Raw genomic sequence first — 23801 nt, forward strand, 5'->3', positions numbered from 1 at the left:
TTTTACTCAAACTCCAATCGGTAAGATGAAACTAAGGTTTGAATTTAATTCACAGCCGCAATTTATTGTTTACTTAATTGGAAAAGTCAGTGCTATGCCCAATTTTTAATTCTAGCCAAGCTAGTCAGCTGACCGGGGCGAAAGATAGCAGAACATATCGTTAAATAAAACAAAAAAGATCAGGGGCTAGTCGGACCGGCGAGCAATTTACGCGGCATCGACAAATAAATGACTGAATATATTGATTAAATCCCCAGCTTTTCTTTCACAGAGCCGCGCACTACTGCCGATATTATTTTATTAAGAGAGAGAAAGCGCAACTATCGCTTAATTGTGTTTATTTAGCGCGCCGCATCCAATCGATTAGCCAAACTCAATGCTGCCGCAGTGCCGCTTTGCCTCAATTCAGCAATAACTTCCAGTACATTAGCATCGGTGATACTGGGATCGCCATATTTCGGTTCGGGATTAGCAACAAATCCGGCAGCGTTAAATATATCGGTCAGCCATTGGTTCGGGATGCAATCAAGCACTAAATGAATACGATGCACCTTGCTAGAGTTTTCAACCCGGTGCCTGCAATTGGCATTCATGTACCAAGTGCCGCCCGCGGTAAAATGAATCGGCTCGCCATCCAGCCAGAATAATACCTCAGGATCGGTGATAACAGGAATATGCAAGCGCGCCAAGCCATCTTCGAAATTGGTTCCGGGATCGGTATGCTCGTGGATGACGCCGCCGGGCGCCAATGCCATCAAGCGCACGGCGCAAGTTTCGCATTTGAAGCGCTGCAGAACCTGCTGAAAATAAGGGCAGCGCGCCAATAACGGCGTATCCAGGAATTGATTATTCGAAAATGCCAGAATATCGTCGCTACGTCCATGTGGAGAACGCAACGCCTGACAGTGCCAATACCCGGCGCCGGCAGCCTGGTCATTGTAATGAGGCACCCATTGATCCGGCATTACGCGCTGCAAATCGATTTGCAATGCGGTCAGATCGAATTCGAACGGCAAACGCAAATAGCGGGTAACCTGTTTCATACCGTAATTCCAGCTCGCCAGCGCATCTGTTCGCTCAGTGCATCTTCGTCAACAATTTGGAAGCCGGCAGAAAGATAGAGCCGGCGCGCTTTGAAGTTATTTTTTACCACACGCAAACTCAAGCTTACCTGATGGGTTCCGGCCATTTGTTGAAGGTACTGCAACATATATCGCGCCAAACCCTGTCCTTGAGCGCTAGGCAGGACTGCAATGTCGATCAGGTGAATATCGCCGGTAGCATGCTCGTATATCATGCGCCCCAGCGCTTGACTTTGAGATTCGAGAATTTTGGTTTGAGCATTTGGATAGTTCTGCTGCACTCCAAATGCATGAAGCTGCTGCTGAGATCGAACCAAGTTGTCGATAAAGACCGGATCCATCGGCAACATGAGCAAATCTTCGCGGGTTGAGCGGTAAAGTATGTCGATAAATTCTTGATCGCGCTCATGAACGGAACGTAAATAAAAATCGGGCGGCGACATATCTATAAATTTTTTTACGAAGTTTAAAATATTTTTTCTGCTATCATGCACTCCGTCGGCTTTTGACGCAACTCTATCTAAAGGTTAGCAATGAATCTTAGTCTTGAACAAGCCTCTCCGTTAGTGGGCACAAACTTTACAATACACACACAAGCAGGCCTCATCGACTTGCAATTAATCGATGTAGCGGAATTACCGCGCCGCAATATACCGGAACAATTTCGCACTCCGTTATCATTGGTCTTTACAGGGCCGCCCGACATACTGTTGTTGCAAGATATTTATCTTGTTGAGCATGCTGAGTTGGGACAGCATCAATGGCTGATGGGGCCTATATTATCAATCAACCCGGGGGTTAATGATAACAAACTCTACTATGAGATAATGTTTGCCTGAGAATAACAGGTTCGCCGCACAATAATCCAAGCAGAACCCATCATTAAAAGCCATGCAATCGAGCAGGGCTGCTTTATCGGTCCGAGGTGACGAGAGCCGTCCGTCACCCATCCGGCTTACCTCGCCAAGCTGAAAGCTGAGCACAAACCCCGTGATTTGGGTTAGTTCGATTCTGTTGAGACTTTCAAGGATTGGCGATTTCTAAATTTATCTTTAAATGGGTGATTTATACTTGAAGCAGCCAATACATTGCTATTCCCTTAACCAACGTTGCATCTGTGGAAACGCTTTCCAGCCTAATTGCTCGGCCTTGCTCGGTTCCGCAGTCAACCCCATCCACTGCAACAGTGGTACTCCCAGATTGCTGCCGTTGCTAAAAATATCTATCAACCATTCCGATTCGCCTTTATAGCCATCGGGATGAAACACAACTTCCGGCTTCAGGTTTAAATGCACCAGCGCCGCCCACGACCAAGCTAACGCAGCTATTTCATCACCGGCATTTTTGCTGACGTCGTTACATAAAATGTTGCGTTGCGCACCGTCCATAACGGCTAAATGTCCAGCCTCATGCAATAAATCTCCCGGATATTTCAACTTGGTTTCGTCCACTACCAATACGCCCTTATCGATCAAAATACCGGGCAAAACAACATTATCGGGAATTTCTCCTGCCTGTACAGGGATACCTATTTCGGAAATAAAATCGGTGATTTGTTGGGTTAATGGATTTGCAAATACAACCATATTTTTCTCCTCGTGGGTTATTATTTTAGATATATTTGTTCAAGCCGATAATCCTGATTTTTGACGATCTCGTCAAAAATTGACCAACAGTTGCTAAATTAATATTTCAACTGGTACAAATAACGGGATAAAGCGTTCTAATGAAGAAATTATCAATAATATTATAACGGCAAAAGTTGGCTGCTTTACTGACTAACAGGCATAAAAAAACCGTAGCTCCCGAAAAAGCTACGGTTTTGTTTGCCGGCAATTAGACGATTGTTACTTCTTCTGCTTGCGGGCCTTTTTGTCCTTGAGTGACAGTAAACTGTACTTTCTGTCCTTCATCAAGGGATTTAAAGCCGGAGCTGTTGATGTTGCGAAAGTGAACAAAAACATCTGGGCCGTTTTCTTGCTGAATGAAACCAAAACCTTTTTCAGCGTTAAACCATTTAACTATACCTGTAGTCATTTTGTGTAATCCTAATTTGTAGTAATTGAAGCCTTATAAAGGCCGATGGAGCTGGGAAATTAAAGAATTACTTAATGATAACGGAAGAACAATTACATGACGAACTTCGTAGCGGTAAGCATAACGGTAAAACAATTTCAAGCTGAGCGCATTCTATAGACGCGCAATGGCAATGTCAAGCCTTTCAGTTTAGCGATGCGACAAAGAGATGGCGGCTTGAAGAATTGAATGTGCTAACGAATAGAGCAAGCGGTCACAAAATACATCGTGCGCGCAGGATGTTAGGTGGCGGAGAGAGAGGGGTTCGAACCCTCGATACGTTGCCGTATACACACTTTCCAGGCGTGCGCCTTCGACCACTCGGCCATCTCTCCTAACTATTTTTTTTGCTCCCCGCAGATAGCGGGAAGCCGCGTAGAATAATCGATATTGCGTTTTAGCGCAATGGCCTTTCTGCTTTTGGTAACCGCCGCTTGCTTAGCGCATCGCTTCCAGCTCATCCCACCGGTGATAAACCCGCTCCAGTTCGGCATCGATCAGTTTCAGTTCGTCCAGTGTCTTGGCAACGACAGCTTGGTCTTTTTTATAGAACTCCGGCGCACTGATTTGCTGGTTTAATTCCGCTTGCCGGGTTTCCAGATCATTAATCAGTTCCGGCAACTTATCCAGTTCCTGCTGCTCCTTAAAGCTTAATTTCTTTTTGGCTGCGGTAGGCGCGGAAGTCTGTGCCGCCGGTTTTTCCTGCTTGGTCACCTTGGCAGTTGTTTCGGCCTGTTTCGCCTGCTTGACATGGTTCAGCCAATCGCTGTAACCGCCGACAAACTCATCGACGTCCCCTGAGCCGTCAAGCACAAAGACGCTGGTCACGACGTTGTCCAGGAAAGCCCGGTCATGGCTGACCAGCAACAAGGTGCCGTCAAAATCGACCAGTTTTTCTTCCAACAATTCCAGGGTTTCCAAATCCAGGTCATTGGTTGGTTCGTCCATAACGATCAGGTTGGACGGCTTGGTAAACAGCCTGGCCAGCAGCAAACGGTTTTTCTCGCCGCCCGACAAACTTTTTACCGGGGAACGCGCCCTGGCCGGAGCAAACAGAAAATCCCCCAGATACGACATCACATGTCTTTTGTTTCCGGCGATTTCGACAAAATCGTTGCCGTCGGCGACGGTGTCGGCGACAGTCATTTCCGGGTCGAGCTGGTCGCGCAACTGGTCGAAGTAGGCGATTTCAAGCCGGGTACCCTGCTCTACCGCGCCGCTGTCCGGTTCCAGCTGCTTTAACAGCAATTTCAACAACGTCGATTTGCCTGCGCCGTTCGCGCCGATCAAACCGATTTTGTCGCCCCGCTGAATCAGCGTGGAAAAATGCTTGATAATCTGCCGGTCCTGGTAAGCAAAGCTGATGTCGTTGACTTCGATCACTTTCTTACCGGACGCATCGCCCCGGTCCAGGGATATTTTGCTGGTGCCTTGGGTGTTGCGGCGCTGGGCGCGTTCGTTACGCAATTTCTCCAACGCCCTGACGCGGCCTTCATTACGTGTGCGCCGGGCTTTTACGCCTTGCCTGATCCAGACTTCCTCGTCGGCCAGCTTCTTGTCGAACTCGGCATTCTGGTTGGCTTCGTCCTCCAGCGCGGCGGCCTTGCGAGTCAAAAAATCGTCATAACTGCCCTGCCAGGACACCAGATTGCCGCGATCCAGATCGATAATGCGGGTCGCCAATTTTTGCAGGAACGAGCGATCATGGGTCACAAACAATACCGCGCCTTGGAAATTGAGGATTTGTTCTTCCAGCCAGCTGATGCTTTCAAAATCCAGATGGTTGGTCGGTTCATCCAGCAACAACACTTCCGGCTCTATGACCAGAGCTCTGGCCAAGGCTACGCGGCGCTTCCAACCGCCGGACAAGCCGCTGATTTTCAATTCGCCGGGCAAGTCCAACTTGCTTAAGGTGGTTTCGACTCGCTGCTGGAAATGCCAGCCGTTATGGGCTTCCAGCTTGTGCTGCAAATCGCCCAGCTCATTCAAGGCCTTTTCATCATCGTAATCCATCGTTAACGACAGCGCATGATAACGGGTGATCCACTCGCCCAGCTCGCCCAGACCACCGGCAACGGCATCGTAGATGGTCGCATCGTCAGGCAATTCGGGCGTTTGCTCCAGCCATGCCAACCTTAATCCCGGTTGCCGCCAAATCTCGCCGTGATCGGCCTGGATGTTGCCGGCAATGATCTTCATCAAGGTCGATTTGCCCTCGCCGTTGCGGCCTAACAAGCCTACCCGCTCCCCGGCATCCAGCTGAAAATCGGCATTGTTTAATAAAGCGTGAGTTCCGTAAGCAATGGAAACGTTGGACAATCGTAATAAGGGCATTTTAAAGTTCTTTATGTTGTAAATAGCGTCGTAATAAATCCAGTGCCAGCAACGCCGCCTGATTTTGCTTGACGTTGATAGGACCTGCCACGGAATGGGTGGTTTGATGAAATCCGTCTCCAGTCAGCAACGTATTATATAGAATAATGGCCCGGTCTTTATCGCGAAATGTTTTATTGTCTCCGCCATTCAGCTGAACCAGCACAAAATCGGCTGCGCTGGTCTTTTGTATTTCAGCGGCAATGGCCTGTGCGGTTGCCGGTAAATCATATGAAATACATTCCTGTATTTCACCCTTCGGGCCAGCTGTTGGCTGTTCAAGTTCGCTCCCGGCGAATTTGTCGGCATTGACGGTAACCGCAAGTTTTTGCACCAACCTTTCCACCGACTGCTCATAGCGTGCTTCCAGCAGCCAATCTGCGCCTACGCACTTGGCCGCCAGCAATCCTTGACTGACTGTTTCCACGACAGCCAGCGTGTATTTTCCGCCCGTCATCAGCCGATCGATCACAAAGGCCAAGTCGCCGCCGGCCTGCCCGAAACCGTCAATGGCAAAAACATGATCGCCCAGTTGACCTGCAACTTCGGACACCAATGCCGTCATGGCTGTTTCAGGATAATCATGCGGAAACAGCAACTTGGTTTGCACATCATCGGGACTCGCCCGAAAACCCAGCTGTACTTGAGCCGGAATTTCAACACCGCCGATGAGTTGCTGAATCGATGACTCGCCTATGCCGAGAGTTTTGATGCTAACCAGCTTGCCGGGCCGCAATAAAAACCGGCTGGCCAATGTCGGCTGTATGGACTCCAGGAACAAATGGCGCATTTCCGAAGGCACGCCGGGCACAAAGGAAAACCAGCAGCGCCCGGCTTGCAAGGAAAAACCCGGCGCAGTACCCCAGGCATTGTCGATACGCTCCGCACCTTTCGGAAACATCGCCTGCTTGCGGTTCGACTCGGGCATGACCCGGTTTCTGCGCGCAAAAAACCGTTGAATCTGTTCAAAGGCAATCCCGTCGAATTCCAGCGGCAGACCGAACGCCTTGGCGACAGCCTCGGCGGTCAAATCGTCGCTGGTAGGCCCGAGCCCGCCCGTGCAAATGCAACAATCCGCACGCTGTGCAATTTCCCGCAGCAGCGCGATCAAATCATCCAGCTTGTCGCCTACGGCGGTATGCCGCGCGACCGTAAAGCCCAGGGCTACGGCCCGCTCCGACAACCAGGCCGCATTGGTATCGACGATTTGCCCGGTCACGACTTCTTCGCCTTGGGAGAATATTTCTAATATTGGATTCATGTTGTCAATCGGTGCTATTGGGTTTGTGTGCCGGCCATAGTCTGATAACCCGTATTAAAATACAAATTGACCTTGCGGATGAAAATGGTTTCTTATACTTCATAAAGCCTTTAATTGACCACGAAGACACATGGTTAGGAACATGCATAAATTAATTTAAGCAATCACCATGAAGCGCATGAAGACTTAAATCCTTCATGCGCTTCATGGTTTAAAAATAAAATTTGCTCAAGTTATTTCATGCACGATCCTTAGTTCTACTTTGTCATATTTAATGAACACATAATATCCAGAATCGTCATTCCGGCAGGGATTCATGTCAGGCTATCCTGCTGACACCCTTCGGGTTAATGCAAATCCGTTCCAGACGGATTTGTGCCGAAATCCAGGCTCCTGGGATGGATTTAAGCTGACCATCCTTGGCTCTGGATACCCGCTTCCCGGCGGGCATGACGAGCTTGCGTATAATCTAACAAAGTAAAATTAGCTGTTTGCAGTTTTGCAAACACATTATATGGATTTTCCCACTTAAACCGATGCCGATGACAAAAGCGTAGAATAATCCGATCGACACGACACGGATTGAAAAATATTATGAAAAGAAGCCGGATACCGGATACGCCTAAATTCCAATCCTACATTCTCACCGAGAAACTCGGCGAGAGCCTGCAATCGCAAGTCTATAAAGGCTATCACAAGAGCAGGCCAGAGCAGCCGCTGGTGTTCAAACTGCTCAAGCTGCTATCCGGCTGGGATGACCAATCGCGCCATTTGCAGCAAAAAATCGAACGCCTCAAGGTGCTGCACGACCCGCGCGCCTGCACGCCTATCGCCCTGGATTCGGATGCCGGCGTGCAGTTTATCGTGCAACCCTGGTTTGCCGGGCAGACGCTGAAGGCCTGGACCGATCAGCAACGGCACATCAATCTGACGGATTTTTTCAAGATCGCCTGCATGCTGGCGGACACTTTGCAGGCCGTGCATGAAGCCGGCATCACCCACGGCGGCGTCAAGCCGCACAACATTCTGGTGCAGCCGGGCACGCTCACCTTGCGCCTGACCGATTTCATCACGCCGCTGGACATCCGTGATGTCAGCCATTTCATCTATGACCCCGAGTTTGTGCGCGGCACACTGGCCTATACTTCTCCCGAACAAACAGGGCGCATCAACTATCGGGTGGATTTTTCCACCGACCTTTATTCGACGGGCATCGTGTTCTACGAGCTGCTGACCGGCAAGCTGCCGTTTTTTTCCACCGACCCGCTGGAACTGATACACTCGCACCTGGCTGAAGAGCCGCCCAAAGTGCATGAAAGCAATGCAAAAATCCCGGAGCAGCTCAGTAAAATCATCGCCAAACTGACATTCAAGCAGCCGGAAAAGCGTTATCAAAGCGCGGCAGGATTATTGGCAGACCTGATTCGCTGTCACGAGGACTATGCAGCAACCGGCGCAATTGCCGATTTCCCGGTCGGCTTGCGCGACCGCAGCAAACGCATGATTTTCATTTCAAAAATGGTCGGACGTCATGCGGAATGCGCGCTGATCCGGCGCGAATACGACGAGGTCATGCGCGGCGCATTCCGTTCGGTGTTCATCTCCGGCCTGTCCGGCATCGGCAAGACCCGACTGATTCAAGAGCTGCAAAAGCCGCTGGTACGCCATCGCGGTTATTTCACCTCGGGCAAGTTCGACCAGTATCAGAAAAATATCCCCTACAGCTCGCTGATCCAGGCGCTACGCAATCTGATGCGCACCTTTTTGACCGAAAGCGATGCGCAGGTGGCGCAGTGGCGGACCAAGATTCTCGATGCGGTGGGCCGCGACGGCCGTGTGATTATTGACGTGGTGCCGGAACTTGAATTCATCATCGGCGCGCAGCCGGAAGTGGCGCATCTGCCGCCGGTCGAAGCGCGCAACCGCTTCAATAATCTGTTCGGGCGTTTTCTCGCCCGTCTGGCCGACGAAGCGCATCCGCTGGTGCTGTTCATTGACGATTTGCAATGGTGCGACACCGCCACCTTCGATTTTTTGCAGACTATTTTCGCCAATCATAAAGAACATCCTTATTTATTTTTTATCGGAGCCTACCGTCACAACGAGGTCGATGCCGCCCATCCGCTGACCAAACTGATCCGCAACATTCGGGAGCGCAAAGACGCATTGCAGGAAATCCGGCTAAATGCGCTGGACGAAGACGATTGCCACGAGATGGTGGCTTATATCCTGGATTCGCCGCTGGGGACGACCGCCAACCTGTCTCAATTTATCGCGCGGCTGACCGAGGGCAATCCGCTGTTTGTCAGCGAGAGTTTGGCTTGGCTGTACAACGAGAATCTGCTGCACACGGACGAACAGCAACACTGGCAATGGGATATGAACAAGATCCGCGATGCGCGGATGCCCGCCACCGTGGTCGAATTATTCAGCTCCAAAGTGCGCACGCTGCCGCCCGCCGCATTGCACATCCTCAACTACTGCGCCTGCATGGGCAACCGATTCACGGCCGCGGAGGTGGCGCAGGTGCTCGACATGAGCCTGGAACAACTGTTCGAAAACCTGAAACCGGTACTGACGCTGGGGATGCTGCTGGAGAACAAATCCGACCTGCAATTTGTGCATGACCGGGTGCAGGAAGCGGTGCTGCGCCAAGTCGATGAACAGGCGCGCCCCGGTATTCACTGGCGTATCGGCAACCGTCTGTTGGATGAGATACCGGCAGGTGCAAATCTTGAGGTACAGGATAATTTATTCAATATTGCGATGCACCTTAACCGGGGGCGTCCGGCCGATATGGATCAAGCCTCGCTTTACCGCCTGGTCGATATTAACTTCCATGCCGGAAACAAGGCGCTGGATGCGCTGGCCGGGGACGCCGCCAACGACTTCTTTTCCATTGCACACGATCTGTTGCCGCCGGATTGCTGGAACAGCGCTTACGAGATGACCTTCCGCATCTACCAGCGATTGGCGAAAACCGACCTGATGCGCGGCCGCTACGAAGCCTCCGAATCGCTAATCAATCAACTGATCGAGCATGCCGTCAGCGATTTTGACAAGGCCGAAGCGCTGGCCGAACAGACGACTTCGCTGTCCTCTTTCGGCAATTTTAACAAAGCCATCGAAACCGCCAACCGCGGCCTGGCCTATTTCGGCAAATCCATACCCGCAGCCCCGGATCTGGCCCGGCGGCACACCCAAGCCCTGATGGCGCAGATCGAAGCGCAGGACGATGTGTGGAATACCATCCTGCACATGCCCTTTACCCAGGACCGCAAAAGCAAGATTGAACTCGCCTTTTACAGCGAGCTGATCCCCGATCTCTACATGTCCGGGCTGGTAGAGCAACTGTACCTGTCCGCCGCGCAATCGACCCAGCTTTGCCTGGCGGGCGGCATGGATGAGTCGGTCATCTATTCTTTCTCGATCATGGGACTCAATTTGGGCGAGCAGGAAAAATTCGAGCTCGCTTTCCGTTACGAGGACCTGGCGCATGACCTGTGCGCGAAATACCCGAATACCTTCGGAGCCACCCGCGGCATGAACGGCATCGTCTGGTGCAATATGCACTCGCGCAGCCACCCCGCCGCCATTGCCGACTACTGTTTAAAGGGCATCCAGTGCGGCAAGAACTGCGGCGACTTGTACAACGCCGGCTTGTCCTACGGCCCGCTGATGTGGAATTTGCAGGTTCAGGGCAAGAATCTGCACCTGATCGAAGAAACCGCCGAGGAGTGCCTGAGCTTCTCGCGCAAAAACCAACTGTCTTTCTCGCTGGCCCTGGCGGAAGCCGTGCTGGCAGGCTCGGTGGCTCCGATGAAAACGGATTACCGGCCGGTGGCGATGGAAGAAACGCTGCAACGCTGGGCGACTGACAATTATGTCGCCGCGTCCGGCAGCTACTTTGTGCTGCTCGGCATCAGCCGGCATTATCTGGGCGACTACGCGGCGGCAGCGGTTTCGCTGGCTGCGGTCGAGCGTTATCTGCATGGACTGACCGATAACGTGCTGAAACGCTTATGGTTTGTGTTCCGCATTCTCAACCGATTGCGCCTGCCCGCCGAATCGACGTGGACGGAAATCGAAGCGGAAATCGCCCCGCTGCTGCAAAATATCGAAACCTGGGCGCGACTGGGCCCTTTGCTTCGGCCTTATCTGGCCTTTATTCGCGCCGAAATCGCCCGCGTCAAAGGCGAACCCCGCGAAGCGCGCAATCTGTACCTGGACGCGATTGCCGAAGCGCAGGTGCAACAATACGACCTGCTTGCCGGACATTTGTTCGAAAGCCTGGGCGACTTACTGACAAAAACCGCGCTGGGCGATGCCGCCATCTACTATGCCGAGGCGCGGCGGCTATATCTTGCCTGCCGCGCCGATAGCAAAGCCGCCCGGCTGCTGGAACAGTGCGACGTTGCCCAGCCGGGCAAATCGCTACAGGACCCGGAAAGCGAAACCGAGATAATGGAACTGTCCACCCTGCCCAATCTCGATATTAACTACCTGATGAAATCCGCGCTGGCGCTGTCCGCCGAAATCGACCTGGCGCAACTGCTGCAAAAAATCATGAATGTGGAATTGGAAAGTTCCGGCGCGCAGCACGGCTATTTGCTGATCAAGGAACAGGACGAACTGGTCATCGTCGCGGAACACCATGTCGGCAAAAAGCAGGCCATCAACCCTCAGCACTACAGTCTGACCAAAGCGGTCGGCGTTTGCCAGGCCATCGTCAATTACGTGTACCGCACCCACGAAAAAGTAGTGCTGCGCGATGCAAGCACCGAGGGCGACTTCCAAAATGCGCCCGAAGTGCAGATGCTGGGCTTGCGCTCGGTACTGTGCCTGCCGATGATCAAGCAAGGCGAGCTGGTCGGCGTACTTTACCTGGAAAACCGGCTGTCTGAGGGCATCTTCACCACCGAAAAGAGCGTCATGACCGAGCTGCTGACCTCCCACGCCGCGATTTCCCTGGAAAACGCCCGTTTGCTGAACGAAACGCGCCATGCTTATACGCAGCTGCAGGAGAGCCGGGAACACATGATGCAGATGGAAAAACTGTCCGCTCTCGGCACCTTGGTCGGCGGTGTCGCGCATGAAATCAACAATCCGTTAATGGGCTTGATGAACTTTGTCGAGTTTGCCGAAAGTAAAGCAACCGATCCTAAAACCCGTGAGATGCTGGGTAAAGCCCTGCATGAAATCGAGCGCATCAAGACCATCGTGCGCAATATGCTGATTTATGTTAGAACTAAGTCACATCTGACCGGTGCGTCGCAAATCAGCGAGACGGTCAGCCAAACTTTGTCTCTATTAGACGGGGAATTTAAAAAATCCAATATCCAGCTGCATATCGAATTACCCGATAACCTGCCGTTGATTGTGTGTGACGCCGACAGTCTGCAACAGATACTGATTAATCTATTGCTTAACGCCAGAGACGCCTTGTCGGGCCGCGACCAAGCCCACATCGACATCGCAGCGCAACGGAATGGCGCGATGGTGGAATTGACCATAGCCGACAATGGACCGGGCATTCCTGACGCCATTCTCAGCCGGATATTCGATCCGTTCTTCACCACCAAACCGCCGGGAAAAGGAACGGGGCTGGGTTTGTCGGTGTCTCACCGTTTAATCGAAGAAACCGGAGGAAATATAATCGCGTATAATAAAATTACATATAATGAGGTTATAAGCGGTTGTTGCATGAAATTACAATTCAAAATAGCCGATCAGTTTACTAGGGGGAATGATGCCAAACAAAATACTGGTTATTGATGACGACCCGGCAGTGCGCGGAGCATTCAGCTTGGTACTGGGCGAGGCCGGCTATGACCTGCGTGAGGCGGAGAATGGCTTGCAAGGCGTCGAAATGGCGAAGGCTGATCGCCCCGACCTGATTTTCCTCGATCTCAGAATGCCGGGCATGGATGGCGTCGAAACCTTGCGCCGTCTGAAAGCGATAGATGGCACAATGAACGTTTACATCGTGACAGCTTTTGCCCATGAATATATGGAACAACTCAAGGTTGCCCTCGATGAAGGCTTGAGCTTCCAGCTTGCAAGTAAGCCGCTGTCATCCAAACAAATCAAACACGTCGCCAACTCCATCAACCGGCCGATGGAAGTGAACAAGGAAGGCGACAAACTGCTTCTGACGTTGTATATCGTTTCCCTGAACGCAGAGTTCAGAATGCTGGTTGAGCAGCTCAGCACGGTCCTGGCGGCTACCTATAAACCGGGATACTGGCGGCTGGATGTGGTGGAGGTGCTGGAGATGCCTGAAAAAGCGCTGTCGCAAAATATATTCGCCACGCCGATGCTGGTGCGGGACCTGCCGACACCGGTATTGAAATTGCTGGGTAACCTGACCAAAATGCCGGAAGTGATTGCCTCCATTACCTCCCACCATAGCAATGGATCAGATACCGTTATCATGTAATTTTTACGGCCCAAGTTACGCTAACGAACCTGTGAAAACATCCATTATCCTAAAAACCGCAGTTGAGCATTCCAACATCCCGCTCATCCTTCGACAAGCTCAGGACGAACGGGCTGTTGAAATGCTCACAATAAACCGCCAACCAGCCCAATACCTAAGCACATGACCCCCGCTCTAGCCAACCTGGACCTGATTCTTGAGACTATTACCGATGGCATATTGGTCGTCGATGAGCTGGGTTTTGTCCTGTATACCAACCGGAGCGCCGAACGCATTTTCGACCAGGATGCGCTGTTGGGGACCAAGCTTGCGATTCCGGTCAGTCCGAGTGACGCTCCCCAGGAAATCAACCTGGTTCGCCGTAGCGGTCTGGGCTGGGCGGAATTGAGATCCGCGCCCATTGAGTGGGAAGGTCGCAAGGCCTATGTTATTGGCGTGCGCGACATTACCGAACGCAAGCTGAGCGATGATCGCCTGCTTCAGGCCGCCACGGTTTTTGAAAGCACCCGTGAAGGCGTGCTGATGACCGATGCGAACAAACGCATCCTGAGGATAAACCGCGCATTTACCGACATCACCAGTTATACCGAGGCCGAAGCCATCGGCCAACAACCCAGCATGCTGCGTTCCGGCCGACATGACGCGAAATTCTACGCCGAAATGTGGGCCAGCATCGCGGCGACCGGCCATTGGCAGGGCGAAATCTGGAACCGGCGCAAAAACGGCGAGGTCTATCCCGAGCTGCTCAGCATCAGTGCGATCACCGACAAATCGGGCGAAGTGACCAATTATGTCGGGGTGTTTGCCGATATTTCCCGGCTCAAGGCGACCGAGTCGCAGCTCGATTTTCTCGCCCATCACGACCCGCTGACCCGCCTGCCCAATCGTTTATTACTGCTTTCTCGGGTCGATCATGCCATTGAAGTCGCATTGCGCGACGGCAAAATGCTGGCGCTGCTGATGATCGACCTGGATCGATTCAAAGATGTGAATGACAGCTTCGGCCATTTGACCGGCGATGATCTGTTACAACAGGTGGCCAAGCAGCTTAATTTCCGTCTGCGCGGCATCGACACGCTGTGCCGGTTGGGCGGAGACGAATTTACCGTACTGATGGAAAATATCGCACATCCTGAAGATGCGGCACGGGTGGCTAATGACATCATTACTACATTGGGCGAGCCTTGGCTATTATCCAACGGCAAAGAAGTGCGTATCGGCGCCAGCGTCGGCATCAGTCTGTTTCCAGAGCATGGCGCAACCCCGGTGGAGTTGTTGCAACAGGCAGATACGGCTCTTTATCAGGCCAAAGCGGAAGGACGCGGCCGCTTCAAATATTTCTCGGAGGAGCTCACTCATTCCGCCCGCGCACGCATGGACCTCGAAGTCCGTTTGCGCCGGGCGATTGATAAAGGCGAGCTAAGGGCGTTCTATCAACCGCAGGTCAATGTCGACAATGGCCGCATTGTCGGCGCCGAGGCGCTGATCCGCTGGCAGGATCCCGACCAAGGACTGATTCCGCCGTTGCGCTTTATCCCGGTCGCCGAAGAAACAGGGCTGATTACAGCGATCGGCAACTGGATTCTGAAAGAAACCTGCCGCCAGGGTAAATGCTGGATCGAAGCCGGTTTGCCGCCGCTGACGCTGGCGGTGAATGTTTCGCCGCACCAGTTTCTGCACAGCAATTTAGAAGAAATCGTCGCCGAAACCTTGGCCGAAACAGGCTTTCCGGCCAACCGCCTGGAACTGGAGCTAACCGAAAGCGCGTTGATGCAACGTGAACATGAGGCCATTCGGATTCTCAACCGCCTGCATGCGCTGGGCGTGCGTCTCGCCATCGATGATTTCGGCACCGGCTACTCCTCGCTGGCTTACCTGAAGCTGTTTCCGCTGGATGTGCTGAAAATCGACAAAAGTTTTATCGACGACATCCCGCATCATCGGGACGACATGGAAATCGCCGCCGCCATCGTCGCCATGGCGCATACGCTGCGCCTGAAGGTGCTGGCCGAAGGTGTCGAAACCAAGGAACAGCTTGCTTTCCTGCAGGCGCAAGGTTGCGATCTATACCAGGGCTATTTGACCAGTCCGCCGGTGCCTGCGGATCAATTCGAGAAGTTGCTGCCGGCTCAAGGGCTTTTGTAAAAAGCTGAATAATTAAAAAATCTTTTTACAGATCACTGCTGCAACACGCTATGCCAGAACGGCAATGCAATCAGGCTGATTGCCGTCGTTACCGTTACCGCCATCGCGTACAGCGAGCTATCCAGGCGATAGCGGTCGCAAAAAACAATGCCCAACACCATGCTCGGCATCGACAGATCAAGCACCGCCGCCTCCCTGTATTCGCCGGTTATCGGCAAAAAACCGACCAAAATCATTGCAAGCAACGGCATTACCGCCATTTTAATAACGGCAACGGGGATAATATAGGGGATATTGCGGACAGTTAGCGCCTTCCAGCTTAAAGCCAGTCCCAACGAAAACAGCATCAGTGGCACGACGCCGGCGGACAACTTTTGCAGTACGCCCAACAGCCAAACCGGAGCGACAACCCCGTTAATATTTAAAATAACGGCAGCTGCCGCCGCCCAAAACGGAGGCGCATGAAAAAACAGCCATACCGGCCTCGGACTTTTTGCGGTTTCTTCGCCGTAGTGCCGGGCAACGATGACGCCGATGGTAAACAATAACGGCGTGGCGGCAAAGAGATCCATCTGTATAGCCACGGACCTGGCCCAGCTGCCGAAGGCCTGCTCTAAAACCGGCAAGCCCAAGTACGTCACGTTCGGAAATGCCGCCGCCAGTATCATTGCCCCCAAGCGCCTGTCGTCAAACCTGAACAACGCGCCAATCACCCAGAGGCAGAGCATGGCGGCAATAATACTGCCCATCCCCAGCCAAGCGTACTGAAACGAATGCAAGCCTATATCCGCTGACCATAACACCTCCAGAACCATGGCCGGCAGCAGCAGATAGTAGACCACTGTCGTTAAAACCTGCCGGGTTTGCTCGGCTGACAGCCCCGCCGGTTTTGCAAAACGCCAAGCCGCGCCGCACACCATTATCAGGGTCATTTGTATCAATGTTGAGTTCATAATCGGAGACTATTGTGACAATAGTGAATTTTAACATTCACCGTTAAAACAAGTTCCGGTAATATATATCGAAATTATTTTGGAGCGTTTGAGTGCGTTTATTGTCAAAGTTTTGCCTACTCGGTGTTTTTTTATTGATGATCAGTTCTTTTGCCGTTGCGGAAACTGATGTCATCTCGCCTAATGAAGCTGCAACGATGCGCGTTAAGAACAAGGCGGTCATTGTCGATGTACGTGAACATGACGACTGGAATGAACATCAAATTCACGGCGCCATTCATATTCCGCTGTCCCAATTAAATGAACGGCTAGCGGAACTTGAACCTTATAAGAATCGCCCGGTCATCACACAATGCCAAGCCGGCCTGCGTTCCGCACAAGCCCAACTGATATTAAAGGCGGCGGGATTTCCCAAGGTTTACTTAATGAACGGCGGAATACAGGCTTGGCATGGACAAGGCTTTGTGACTGAATAAGCCTTTTACCTTTTACCTTTTACCTTTTACCTTTTACCTTTTACCTTTTACCTTTTACCTTTTACCTTTTACCTTTTACCTTTTACCTTAACCATGCCCCACTCATTCGTCTCAACCAAACCCATCCCCGTCCGTGAACGCTTAATCATGGCGCTGGATGTCCCCAGTATTCCCGAGGCGCAGGCGTTAGTCGAAGAACTCGGCGATTCGGTAATCTTTTACAAAGTCGGCATGGAACTGTTTATGTCGGGCGATTATTTCGGTTTTATTGAATGGTTGAAACAGCGCAATAAAAAAATCTTTGTCGATCTGAAATTTTTCGATGTCCCGGCCACCGTGGGCCGTGCGATTAAAGCCTTGAGCAGCAAAGGCGTTGATCTCGCCACCATACACGGCAACGACGCGATTATGGAAGCCGCCGCCAAGGAGAAAGGCGATCTTAAAGTGCTGGCCGTAACCGCATTAACCAGCCTGGACCGCGGCGACCTTGACGACTTGGGCTTTGCCTGCGATGTCCGCGAGCTGGTTTTGTCCCGCGCCAAACGCGCGCTGCAAATCGGCTGCGACGGCATTGTCTCATCGGGACTTGAAGTCGCGATGTTGAGGGAGGAACTGGACCATAAGCTGCTGGTCATCACGCCGGGCATCCGACCGGTCGATAACCGCGAAGAGGACGATCAAAAACGTGTGGTCAGCGTAGAAATGGCTTTCCAGAATGGCGCTGATTACATCGTCGTCGGCAGGCCTATACGCGATGCCGAAAACCGAAAAGAGATGGCGGAGAAGATTCAGGGACAGATCCTTGCGCAGTTTGAGTAACTGCCTGCACACAAATAAATTCGCTTAAAAAATACAAAAAATTCACCACGAACGACTGCACGGATGCAGGAGGTAGAGCAATGCAGGAGCAATTGCCGAGACACGAAGTTTTATTTCTTCGTGTCTTCGTGGCGAATAACAAGAGTTAAATAACTTATAATTTTGCGCAATGGGCGACCTTGCTCCTATTTTAATATATCCTGCGACTATGGAATTTGACCTCGCCTTTAGCACCTCTACTCTGGTCGCCTTTACTATGGGCCTGTTCAGCAGCATGCATTGCATCGGCATGTGCGGCTCGATTATCGGGACATTAACCTTAAGCCTTAACCCGGAAATACGGAACCAAAAAAGCAGGCTATTTCCCTTTGTATTCAATTACAATATCGGGCGCATTACCAGTTATACGATAGCCGGGGCATTAGCGGGCGTTATCGAAACATTGATTACCATGCCGATGGGTGAAATCAGCGGACATCGGTTGCTGCAATTGCTGTCTGCTGCCGTCATGACCGGCGCGGGACTTTATATCGCCGGCTGGTTTCCCCACTTTGCCTACATTGAAAAATTAGGCCTGCGTTTCTGGAAGAAAATAGAGCCTTTCGGCCGGAAACTGATCCCAGTCAAAAATCTCAGCCAGGCTTATCTTTTCGGCATGGTGTGGGGATGGCTGCCGTGCGGTTTGGTTTATTCGGCTTTGGCGCTCGCCGCAACCGCAGGCAGCATCAGCCAAAGCGCGCTGACCATGCTGTTTTTCGGCTTAGGAACTTTGCCAGCCGTCATGGGAGTCGGTATAATGACCGGCATATTAACAAGGTTGTCCAGAATGCAGCGTTTCAAACAGGCTATCGGCCTGTTTATGATTGTCCTGGCTTTGCTGGCCGCCCTGCCCTGGCTTAATCCCATGGCCATTACGACACACACAGCTCTACATTAAGAGGCATCTATGGATCATTTTAACGCGATCATCGGTCAATCTCCTGCACTGGATTCCTTAATCCGTAGCGCCAAAATCGTTGCCGCTACCGACGTCACTGTATTGCTTAAAGGCGAAACCGGTACCGGCAAGGAAGTGCTCGCTTCCGCCATTCAACAAGCCAGCGCCCGCGCCGACAAAGCGTTTATCACCCTAAATTGCGCGGCCTTGCCTGAAAGCCTGATCGAATCGGAATTGTTCGGCCACAAAAAAGGCTCGTTTACTGGAGCGACGACCGATAAACAAGGCCTGTTCCAGGCAGCTGATGGCGGCACCTTGTTTCTTGACGAAATCAATTCCTTGCCGCTGTCGATTCAGGCAAAATTATTGCGTTTCCTTGAGTCCGGCGAATGTCTTGCAGTCGGCGAAATCAAGCCTTACAAAGTTGATGTGCGCATTATTTCCGCAACCAACGCCGATCTGAACAGACAAATTGACTCAGGCGAGTTCCGGTCGGATTTATATTTCCGTTTGAATGTCGTGCCTTTAGAACTGCCGCCGCTGGCGCAACGCACTGAAGACATTGAGTCGCTGATCAAGCACTTTCTCGCATTATTCGAGGATGCGCATGCGCTGACAGCCCCCAAATTCAGCAAGCAGGCTTTAAGAGTGCTAAAAACCTATGCTTGGCCGGGCAATATTCGCGAATTGCGTAACTTATGCGAAAGACTCAGCATTTTATTAGCGGGCAGAGTCATCGAGCCGGAAAACCTTCCATCTGAATTTACCGCCAAAGTCATCGCTAATGCGCCTGCAACATCCAATTTCACGCTGCCTGAGACCGGTCTACAGTTGGATACCTTGGAAGCCGATTTGATACATCAAGCTTTGAACCGTACTAACGGCAATCGCAGCAAGTCCGCAAAACTGCTGGGCATCTCCCGCGACACCTTGCTTTACCGTATGCAAAAACACGGTTTTGCAGTGTCGCATTAATCGGACATTTAATACCGTCTAACCCACTGCGCGGTTACGTTGTCGCTTTTCCCATGAGCGCGGAATATCGCTAATCGCGCCAGTTTTGCCAACTCCTCCTTGCCGCTCGCTGGTTCCGCCAATTGCAACAGCTCTGTTGGCTTTATGTATTCCCAGAAACCGTCGCTGCAAAGTATAAAAGTCTCGCCTTGTTGCATAGCCGGGTACAGATTAATCTCCGCCTCATGCGCTTTCAAGATGTTGATGCTGCGTGTTAAGCGGTTTTGCTCCCGGTGCTGACCCATTTCCCGCTCGGTAATCTTGCCGTTATTCAATAATTGTTGCGGAATGGAGTGATCCTGGGTTCGCCACAAGATCCGTTGCGGATTCATCCTGTATATCCGCGAATCGCCGCAATGCGCGGTCAACACCCGCTGTGCATCCAGGTAAAGAATTGCACAGGTGGTGTGTGCATCATTACCCGATTGATCGATTGCGAACAGTCTTTTCATTTCATTGACAGCCGCCGTAATCCAGGCGGAAAAAGTCTCGACAGGACTCTGTGCTATCTGTTTGCTGTAAATATCGGCGCTCTTTAGCAAGCCATCGCAGAAAAAACGGGACGCTTTTTCTCCGGCATGATGGCCGCCTAAACCATCGGCAACGACAAACAGCGCATAAGCCTCAGTGACGCTATGCGTCATAAAATCTTGATTAATCTCCCGATCGCCGACCGAGCTTAGTTGATAAAACTCCAGCGCCACTTGTTTCCCTCAGGTCAAACGATCTTCAAATACTCTGCTGTAGTCTTGCATCGCCTAAAAGCGCCTACTGTTGGTGCGCATGATCCGCTTCAAATCCCTGACCGTCTGAGCCAAGCCTGAAAATACGGCCTGCGCGATAATCGAATGACCGATATTCAGCTCCACCATTTCCGGTATCGCGCATATCGCTTCGACATTATGAAAATTCAGGCCATGCCCCGCATTAACCTGGAGCCCGGCGCTGTGTGCATAAAAAGCGGCCTGCCTGATGCGCGCCAGTTCTTCAGCTTGCTGTTGCGGGTTTTCCGCATCGGCATAACAGCCGGTGTGTAATTCGACAACCGGCGCGCCTGCTTTTACCGCCGCATCGATCTGACTTTCATCAGGATCGATAAACAGCGACACTTCGACACCGGCGCTCGCCAGTTTATCGCAGGCCCATTGCATGCGATGCAGGTTGCCGGCAACGTCCAGCCCGCCTTCGGTGGTCAATTCTTCCCGTTTTTCCGGCACCAGACAACAGGCAAAGGGTCGCACTTTCCCGGCTATGCCGACCATTTCATCGGTCACCGCCATTTCCAGATTCAACCGGGTATGCAGCACGTCTTTTAATAAATAGATGTCCCTGTCCTGAATATGCCGCCGGTCTTCGCGCAAATGCGCGGTAATGCCGTCGGCTCCGGCCTGTTCTGCAATTAATGCGGCCTGAACCGGCTCGGGGTATAGCGTGCCTCTGGCCTGCCTCAACGTAGCGACGTGATCGATGTTCACGCCTAATAGGATCTGTTTGTTATTCATTTTTCATATTGGACGGCGTTATCACGCCGCCCACTCCGTTTGAGATATGTTGTGATTGACGATAGGTTTGCAATCCCCGTTCGCCGCCGGTGTGTTTCATGATGTTATTAATAACCGCCCGGCTTTTAAGCTGTCTGCCCTGCAAATAAACATCAATGACCGTCCTCATCAGTAGTTTTGCTTCGCTTAACACTTGCGGATCGATCAATTCCCTGGTGCTTAATGCCTGGAAAGTCCGTCCTGAAAACTGTCCGCGCCCGGCTTCAACCGGCCCCAGCCCGACATTGAAGTCGTATTTTTTTGCTGATGCAATCGGATGTTGCTTGTCATCATATTCCAGCTGCAAGCCATAACCCGAACACTCGATCAGGTTCAACTCAAACAGCCGCAATGCCGCTTCCATGCCGGCGCCATCCGCCAGACCGGATAAACATTCGCGGTAATGGCCGAACACTTCGGGATGGGGGTCGTATTTGTGCAAAAAACAAGCGACCAGCTCATTGATATAAAAACCGCAATAAAGCGCAAGCCCCTTTATCTGGCTAAACGGCTGAATCATTTCGACATCGGTCAGCGTTTTGAGCTCCGCCTTACCGAAATAGGAAATGGTCAACGGGATAAAGGGTTGCAGCATCCCTGCCGTTTTGGACTTGGTTTTTCTTACGCCTTTGGCCAACAGGGAAATCCGGCCGAAATCGCGGGTTAACGCATCGATAATCAGGCTGGTTTCCCGGTATTTGCGCTGCTGCAAGATAAACGCAGGCTGCAAATAAACGACGGTTTCAGTCATTAAAACCTAGGCTTTGCAAGGCGCGTTCACTATCCGACCAGCCTTTTTTAACTTTGACCCAAAGCTGCAAATAAACTTTCTGCCCGATCAATTTTTCTATGTCATGCCGTGCGTCGGTACCGACTTTTTTCAGCATCTCGCCGTCCTTGCCGATCACGATGTTCTTTTGGGTCAAGCGTTCCACCCAGATAATCGCGTATATTTTGGTGATGTTGGGCTTTTCTTCGTAGCGCTCAATCTCTACCGTCAGCGCATAAGGCAGCTCGTCGCCCAAGCGCCGGGTCAGCTTTTCCCTGACAATTTCAGCGGCCAAAAAACGCTCGGACCGGTCGGTCACCTGATCCTCGGGATAGATCAAGTCCCGTTCCGGCAACAGCCCCATGATCAGGCTTTCCAGCTGATCGAGATTGGTGCTTTTTAATGCGGAAATGGGCACTAAATGCTTGAACGGGAACCGGTGTTGGGCTTCGTTAAAGAACGTCAAGATAGCTTCCTTGTCCGCGACCTTATCGACCTTGTTCACAGCAAGAATCACCGGTAGGCCCGCCTGCTCCAGTTTTTTGAAGATCGCCTCGTCATATTCATGCCAGGACAATCCGTCGATCAGCCAGACGATCACGTCGACGCCCAGCAAGGTCGTATCGGCGGTCCGGTTCAAATAACGGTTCAATGCCCGCTTTTCGCTGTCATGCATGCCCGGCGTATCCATATAAATGGCCTGCCCTGCGTCGGTGGTGTTAATGCCGAGAATTCGGTGCCGGGTTGTTTGCGGCTTGCGCGAGGTAATGCTGATTTTCTGCTTCAACAAATGATTCATCAATGTTGATTTGCCGACATTGGGGCGCCCAATCAGGGCGACGAAACCACAATTCATTTAGTGTCCTTATTTAATAATTCGAGCATGAGCTCCGCTGCCGACTGCTCGGCTTTTTTCCTGGAATTTCCCATGCCGATACAAGACTCTGTCGTTAATGGCGTTGTGCACTTAACTTTGAAGGTTTGCTCATGTGCAAGCCCCGACATGGTCATTAAGGTGTAATCCGGCAGATCCATTTTTTTTGACTGCATTAATTCCTGTAATTGGGTTTTAGGATCTTTCTGCCAATTATCCAGCGACAAGCTTTTCAGCTTTTCCGCAAACATCTGCAAGATCCATTGCTGGCAGGCATCCATGCCCTGGTCGTTGTACAGCGCGCCGATAATGGCTTCCACCGCATCGGACAGGATCGAATCGCGGCGAAAACCTCCGCTCTTCAACTCCCCTGAACCCAGCAGCAAATAATCACCCAGCTGATGCTTTCTGGCCAACTCCGCCAGTGAACTCTGATTGACCAGGCTCGCTCTTAACCGGCTCAAAACGCCTTCGCTGGCACCCGGAAACAACTCATATAACTTATGGGCGATCACAAAACCCAAAATTGAATCGCCTAAAAACTCCAAACGTTCATTATTGCTCGAACCTGCGCTTCGATGCGTTAAAGCCATAGTAAAAAGCCGGGGATTATTGAACGTCAGGCCCAGCTTTTTAGATAATACTTCAGGCTTTTTTATCACTTCTGTCCGACCTCGAAAGAGTCATGAAACTCGGCTAATGCGCTCAGGTTGCCGACCAATTTCACAACCGTCTCATACTCGATATCCACCTTCACATAATCGCCATGCCTGACGACGGTAATATCGTCCTGGTTAACATCGTAGACGTAATTGATGTTAAAACGCTTGGTCAAGCTATCCCTGATTTCAAATTCGCTAAGCGTTTGCAGATCGGGCATTTGTTTTAACGCCTCCAGAGCGCTCTTTACCTTGCCGTGATCCAGGTAAATAGGGACTATCTTAAGTGTCAATAAGGTAAAAAATCCGATCAAGCCCAAAACAAAAACAAGCGAGATCAAGGTCAAGCCTTGCTGACGTCCAGGTGTTAAATTCATTCTTTT

At 51.5% G+C, this 23801-nt stretch carries 21 protein-coding genes and 1 tRNA gene; 8 read left to right on the forward strand and 14 right to left on the reverse strand.

Going from position 1 to position 23801, the window contains the following annotated elements:
* Positions 1–341 precede the first annotated feature (341 nt).
* Positions 342–1043, reverse strand: coding sequence for an aspartyl/asparaginyl beta-hydroxylase domain-containing protein (locus tag B0F88_RS08750; protein WP_104423566.1), 702 nt, complete (start codon positions 1041–1043; stop codon positions 342–344).
* On the reverse strand, positions 1040–1576 hold the full coding sequence (locus B0F88_RS08755) for a GNAT family N-acetyltransferase (protein WP_104423567.1): 537 nt from the start codon (positions 1574–1576) through the stop codon (positions 1040–1042). The genes B0F88_RS08750 and B0F88_RS08755 overlap by 4 nt, the downstream gene beginning before the upstream one ends.
* 39 nt (positions 1577–1615) lie before the next feature.
* Between B0F88_RS08755 and B0F88_RS08760 the strand changes: the two genes are divergently transcribed.
* Positions 1616–1921 (forward strand): DUF6916 family protein, encoded by a 306-nt coding sequence (locus tag B0F88_RS08760; RefSeq protein ID WP_146083338.1) that lies wholly within the window; start codon positions 1616–1618, stop codon positions 1919–1921.
* A 252-nt stretch (positions 1922–2173) separates the two neighbouring features.
* Here B0F88_RS08760 and B0F88_RS08765 read toward each other — a convergent pair whose 3' ends face one another.
* The 5 genes from B0F88_RS08765 to B0F88_RS08785 all read right to left on the reverse strand — a co-directional run bounded on the left by B0F88_RS08765 (position 2174) and on the right by B0F88_RS08785 (position 6792).
* Positions 2174–2668, reverse strand: coding sequence for a hypothetical protein (locus tag B0F88_RS08765; protein ID WP_104423569.1), 495 nt, complete (start codon positions 2666–2668; stop codon positions 2174–2176).
* Positions 2669–2918: 250 nt separating this feature from the next.
* A complete protein-coding gene (locus tag B0F88_RS08770; RefSeq protein WP_104423570.1) occupies positions 2919–3119 on the reverse strand; it encodes a cold-shock protein in 201 nt (66 codons plus the stop codon).
* 286 nt (positions 3120–3405) lie between these two features.
* Positions 3406–3493 (reverse strand) — tRNA-Ser (locus B0F88_RS08775).
* A gap of 103 nt (positions 3494–3596) precedes the next feature.
* Positions 3597–5492, reverse strand: coding sequence for an ATP-binding cassette domain-containing protein (locus B0F88_RS08780; protein WP_104423571.1), 1896 nt, complete (start codon positions 5490–5492; stop codon positions 3597–3599).
* 1 nt (position 5493) lies between these two features.
* The gene (locus tag B0F88_RS08785; RefSeq protein WP_104423572.1) at positions 5494–6792 is read right to left on the reverse strand and encodes a competence/damage-inducible protein A; all 1299 of its coding nucleotides are present in this window, start codon (positions 6790–6792) and stop codon (positions 5494–5496) included.
* A gap of 594 nt (positions 6793–7386) precedes the next feature.
* Between B0F88_RS08785 and B0F88_RS08790 the strand changes: the two genes are divergently transcribed.
* The 3 genes from B0F88_RS08790 to B0F88_RS08800 all read left to right on the forward strand — a co-directional run bounded on the left by B0F88_RS08790 (position 7387) and on the right by B0F88_RS08800 (position 15376).
* Positions 7387–12567: an AAA family ATPase gene (locus B0F88_RS08790; RefSeq protein ID WP_104423573.1), complete on the forward strand. Its 5181-nt coding sequence runs from the start codon at positions 7387–7389 to the stop codon at positions 12565–12567.
* Positions 12542–13231: a response regulator gene (locus B0F88_RS08795; RefSeq protein WP_104423740.1), complete on the forward strand. Its 690-nt coding sequence runs from the start codon at positions 12542–12544 to the stop codon at positions 13229–13231. The genes B0F88_RS08790 and B0F88_RS08795 overlap by 26 nt, the downstream gene beginning before the upstream one ends.
* 162 nt (positions 13232–13393) lie before the next feature.
* The gene (locus B0F88_RS08800) at positions 13394–15376 is read left to right on the forward strand and encodes a putative bifunctional diguanylate cyclase/phosphodiesterase (protein ID WP_104423574.1); all 1983 of its coding nucleotides are present in this window, start codon (positions 13394–13396) and stop codon (positions 15374–15376) included.
* Positions 15377–15408: 32 nt separating this feature from the next.
* On the opposite strand, the gene B0F88_RS08805 is transcribed toward B0F88_RS08800, so the two are convergent.
* A complete protein-coding gene (locus B0F88_RS08805; RefSeq protein WP_258076607.1) occupies positions 15409–16308 on the reverse strand; it encodes an AEC family transporter in 900 nt (299 codons plus the stop codon).
* 113 nt (positions 16309–16421) lie between these two features.
* On the opposite strand from B0F88_RS08805, the gene B0F88_RS08810 reads away from it, so the two are divergent.
* From B0F88_RS08810 to B0F88_RS08825, 4 genes are all read left to right on the forward strand, one after another.
* Positions 16422–16805: a rhodanese-like domain-containing protein gene (locus tag B0F88_RS08810; RefSeq protein ID WP_104423576.1), complete on the forward strand. Its 384-nt coding sequence runs from the start codon at positions 16422–16424 to the stop codon at positions 16803–16805.
* Positions 16806–16898: 93 nt separating this feature from the next.
* The gene (gene pyrF, locus B0F88_RS08815; protein WP_104423577.1) at positions 16899–17624 is read left to right on the forward strand and encodes an orotidine-5'-phosphate decarboxylase; all 726 of its coding nucleotides are present in this window, start codon (positions 16899–16901) and stop codon (positions 17622–17624) included.
* A gap of 208 nt (positions 17625–17832) precedes the next feature.
* Positions 17833–18561, forward strand: a complete 729-nt coding sequence (locus B0F88_RS08820; RefSeq protein WP_104423741.1) for a sulfite exporter TauE/SafE family protein — start codon at positions 17833–17835, stop codon at positions 18559–18561.
* Positions 18562–18570: 9 nt separating this feature from the next.
* Positions 18571–19536: a sigma-54 interaction domain-containing protein gene (locus tag B0F88_RS08825; protein WP_104423578.1), complete on the forward strand. Its 966-nt coding sequence runs from the start codon at positions 18571–18573 to the stop codon at positions 19534–19536.
* An 8-nt stretch (positions 19537–19544) separates the two neighbouring features.
* On the opposite strand, the gene B0F88_RS08830 is transcribed toward B0F88_RS08825, so the two are convergent.
* The 6 genes from B0F88_RS08830 to B0F88_RS08855 are packed head-to-tail and all read right to left on the reverse strand — an operon-like array spanning position 19545 to position 23795.
* Entirely contained in the window at positions 19545–20279 is a 735-nt protein-coding gene (locus B0F88_RS08830) for a PP2C family protein-serine/threonine phosphatase (RefSeq protein ID WP_104423579.1), read from the reverse strand.
* Between the two features lie 54 nt (positions 20280–20333).
* The gene (gene pdxJ, locus B0F88_RS08835) at positions 20334–21077 is read right to left on the reverse strand and encodes a pyridoxine 5'-phosphate synthase (RefSeq protein WP_104423580.1); all 744 of its coding nucleotides are present in this window, start codon (positions 21075–21077) and stop codon (positions 20334–20336) included.
* On the reverse strand, positions 21070–21867 hold the full coding sequence (gene recO / locus B0F88_RS08840; protein ID WP_104423581.1) for a DNA repair protein RecO: 798 nt from the start codon (positions 21865–21867) through the stop codon (positions 21070–21072). The genes pdxJ and recO overlap by 8 nt, the downstream gene beginning before the upstream one ends.
* Positions 21860–22741 carry a GTPase Era gene (gene era, locus B0F88_RS08845; protein ID WP_104423582.1) on the reverse strand — a complete coding sequence of 294 codons (882 nt, stop codon included), beginning with the start codon at positions 22739–22741 and terminating at the stop codon, positions 21860–21862. Before era ends, recO begins: the two co-directional genes overlap by 8 nt.
* Positions 22738–23421, reverse strand: coding sequence for a ribonuclease III (gene rnc / locus B0F88_RS08850; RefSeq protein WP_104423583.1), 684 nt, complete (start codon positions 23419–23421; stop codon positions 22738–22740). The genes era and rnc overlap by 4 nt, the downstream gene beginning before the upstream one ends.
* Positions 23418–23795 (reverse strand): DUF4845 domain-containing protein, encoded by a 378-nt coding sequence (locus B0F88_RS08855; protein WP_104423584.1) that lies wholly within the window; start codon positions 23793–23795, stop codon positions 23418–23420. The genes rnc and B0F88_RS08855 overlap by 4 nt, the downstream gene beginning before the upstream one ends.
* Between the last annotated feature and the right edge of the window lie 6 nt (positions 23796–23801).

The organism is Methylobacter tundripaludum, assembly GCF_002934365.1.
GTDB lineage: Bacteria > Pseudomonadota > Gammaproteobacteria > Methylococcales > Methylomonadaceae > Methylobacter_A > Methylobacter_A tundripaludum_A.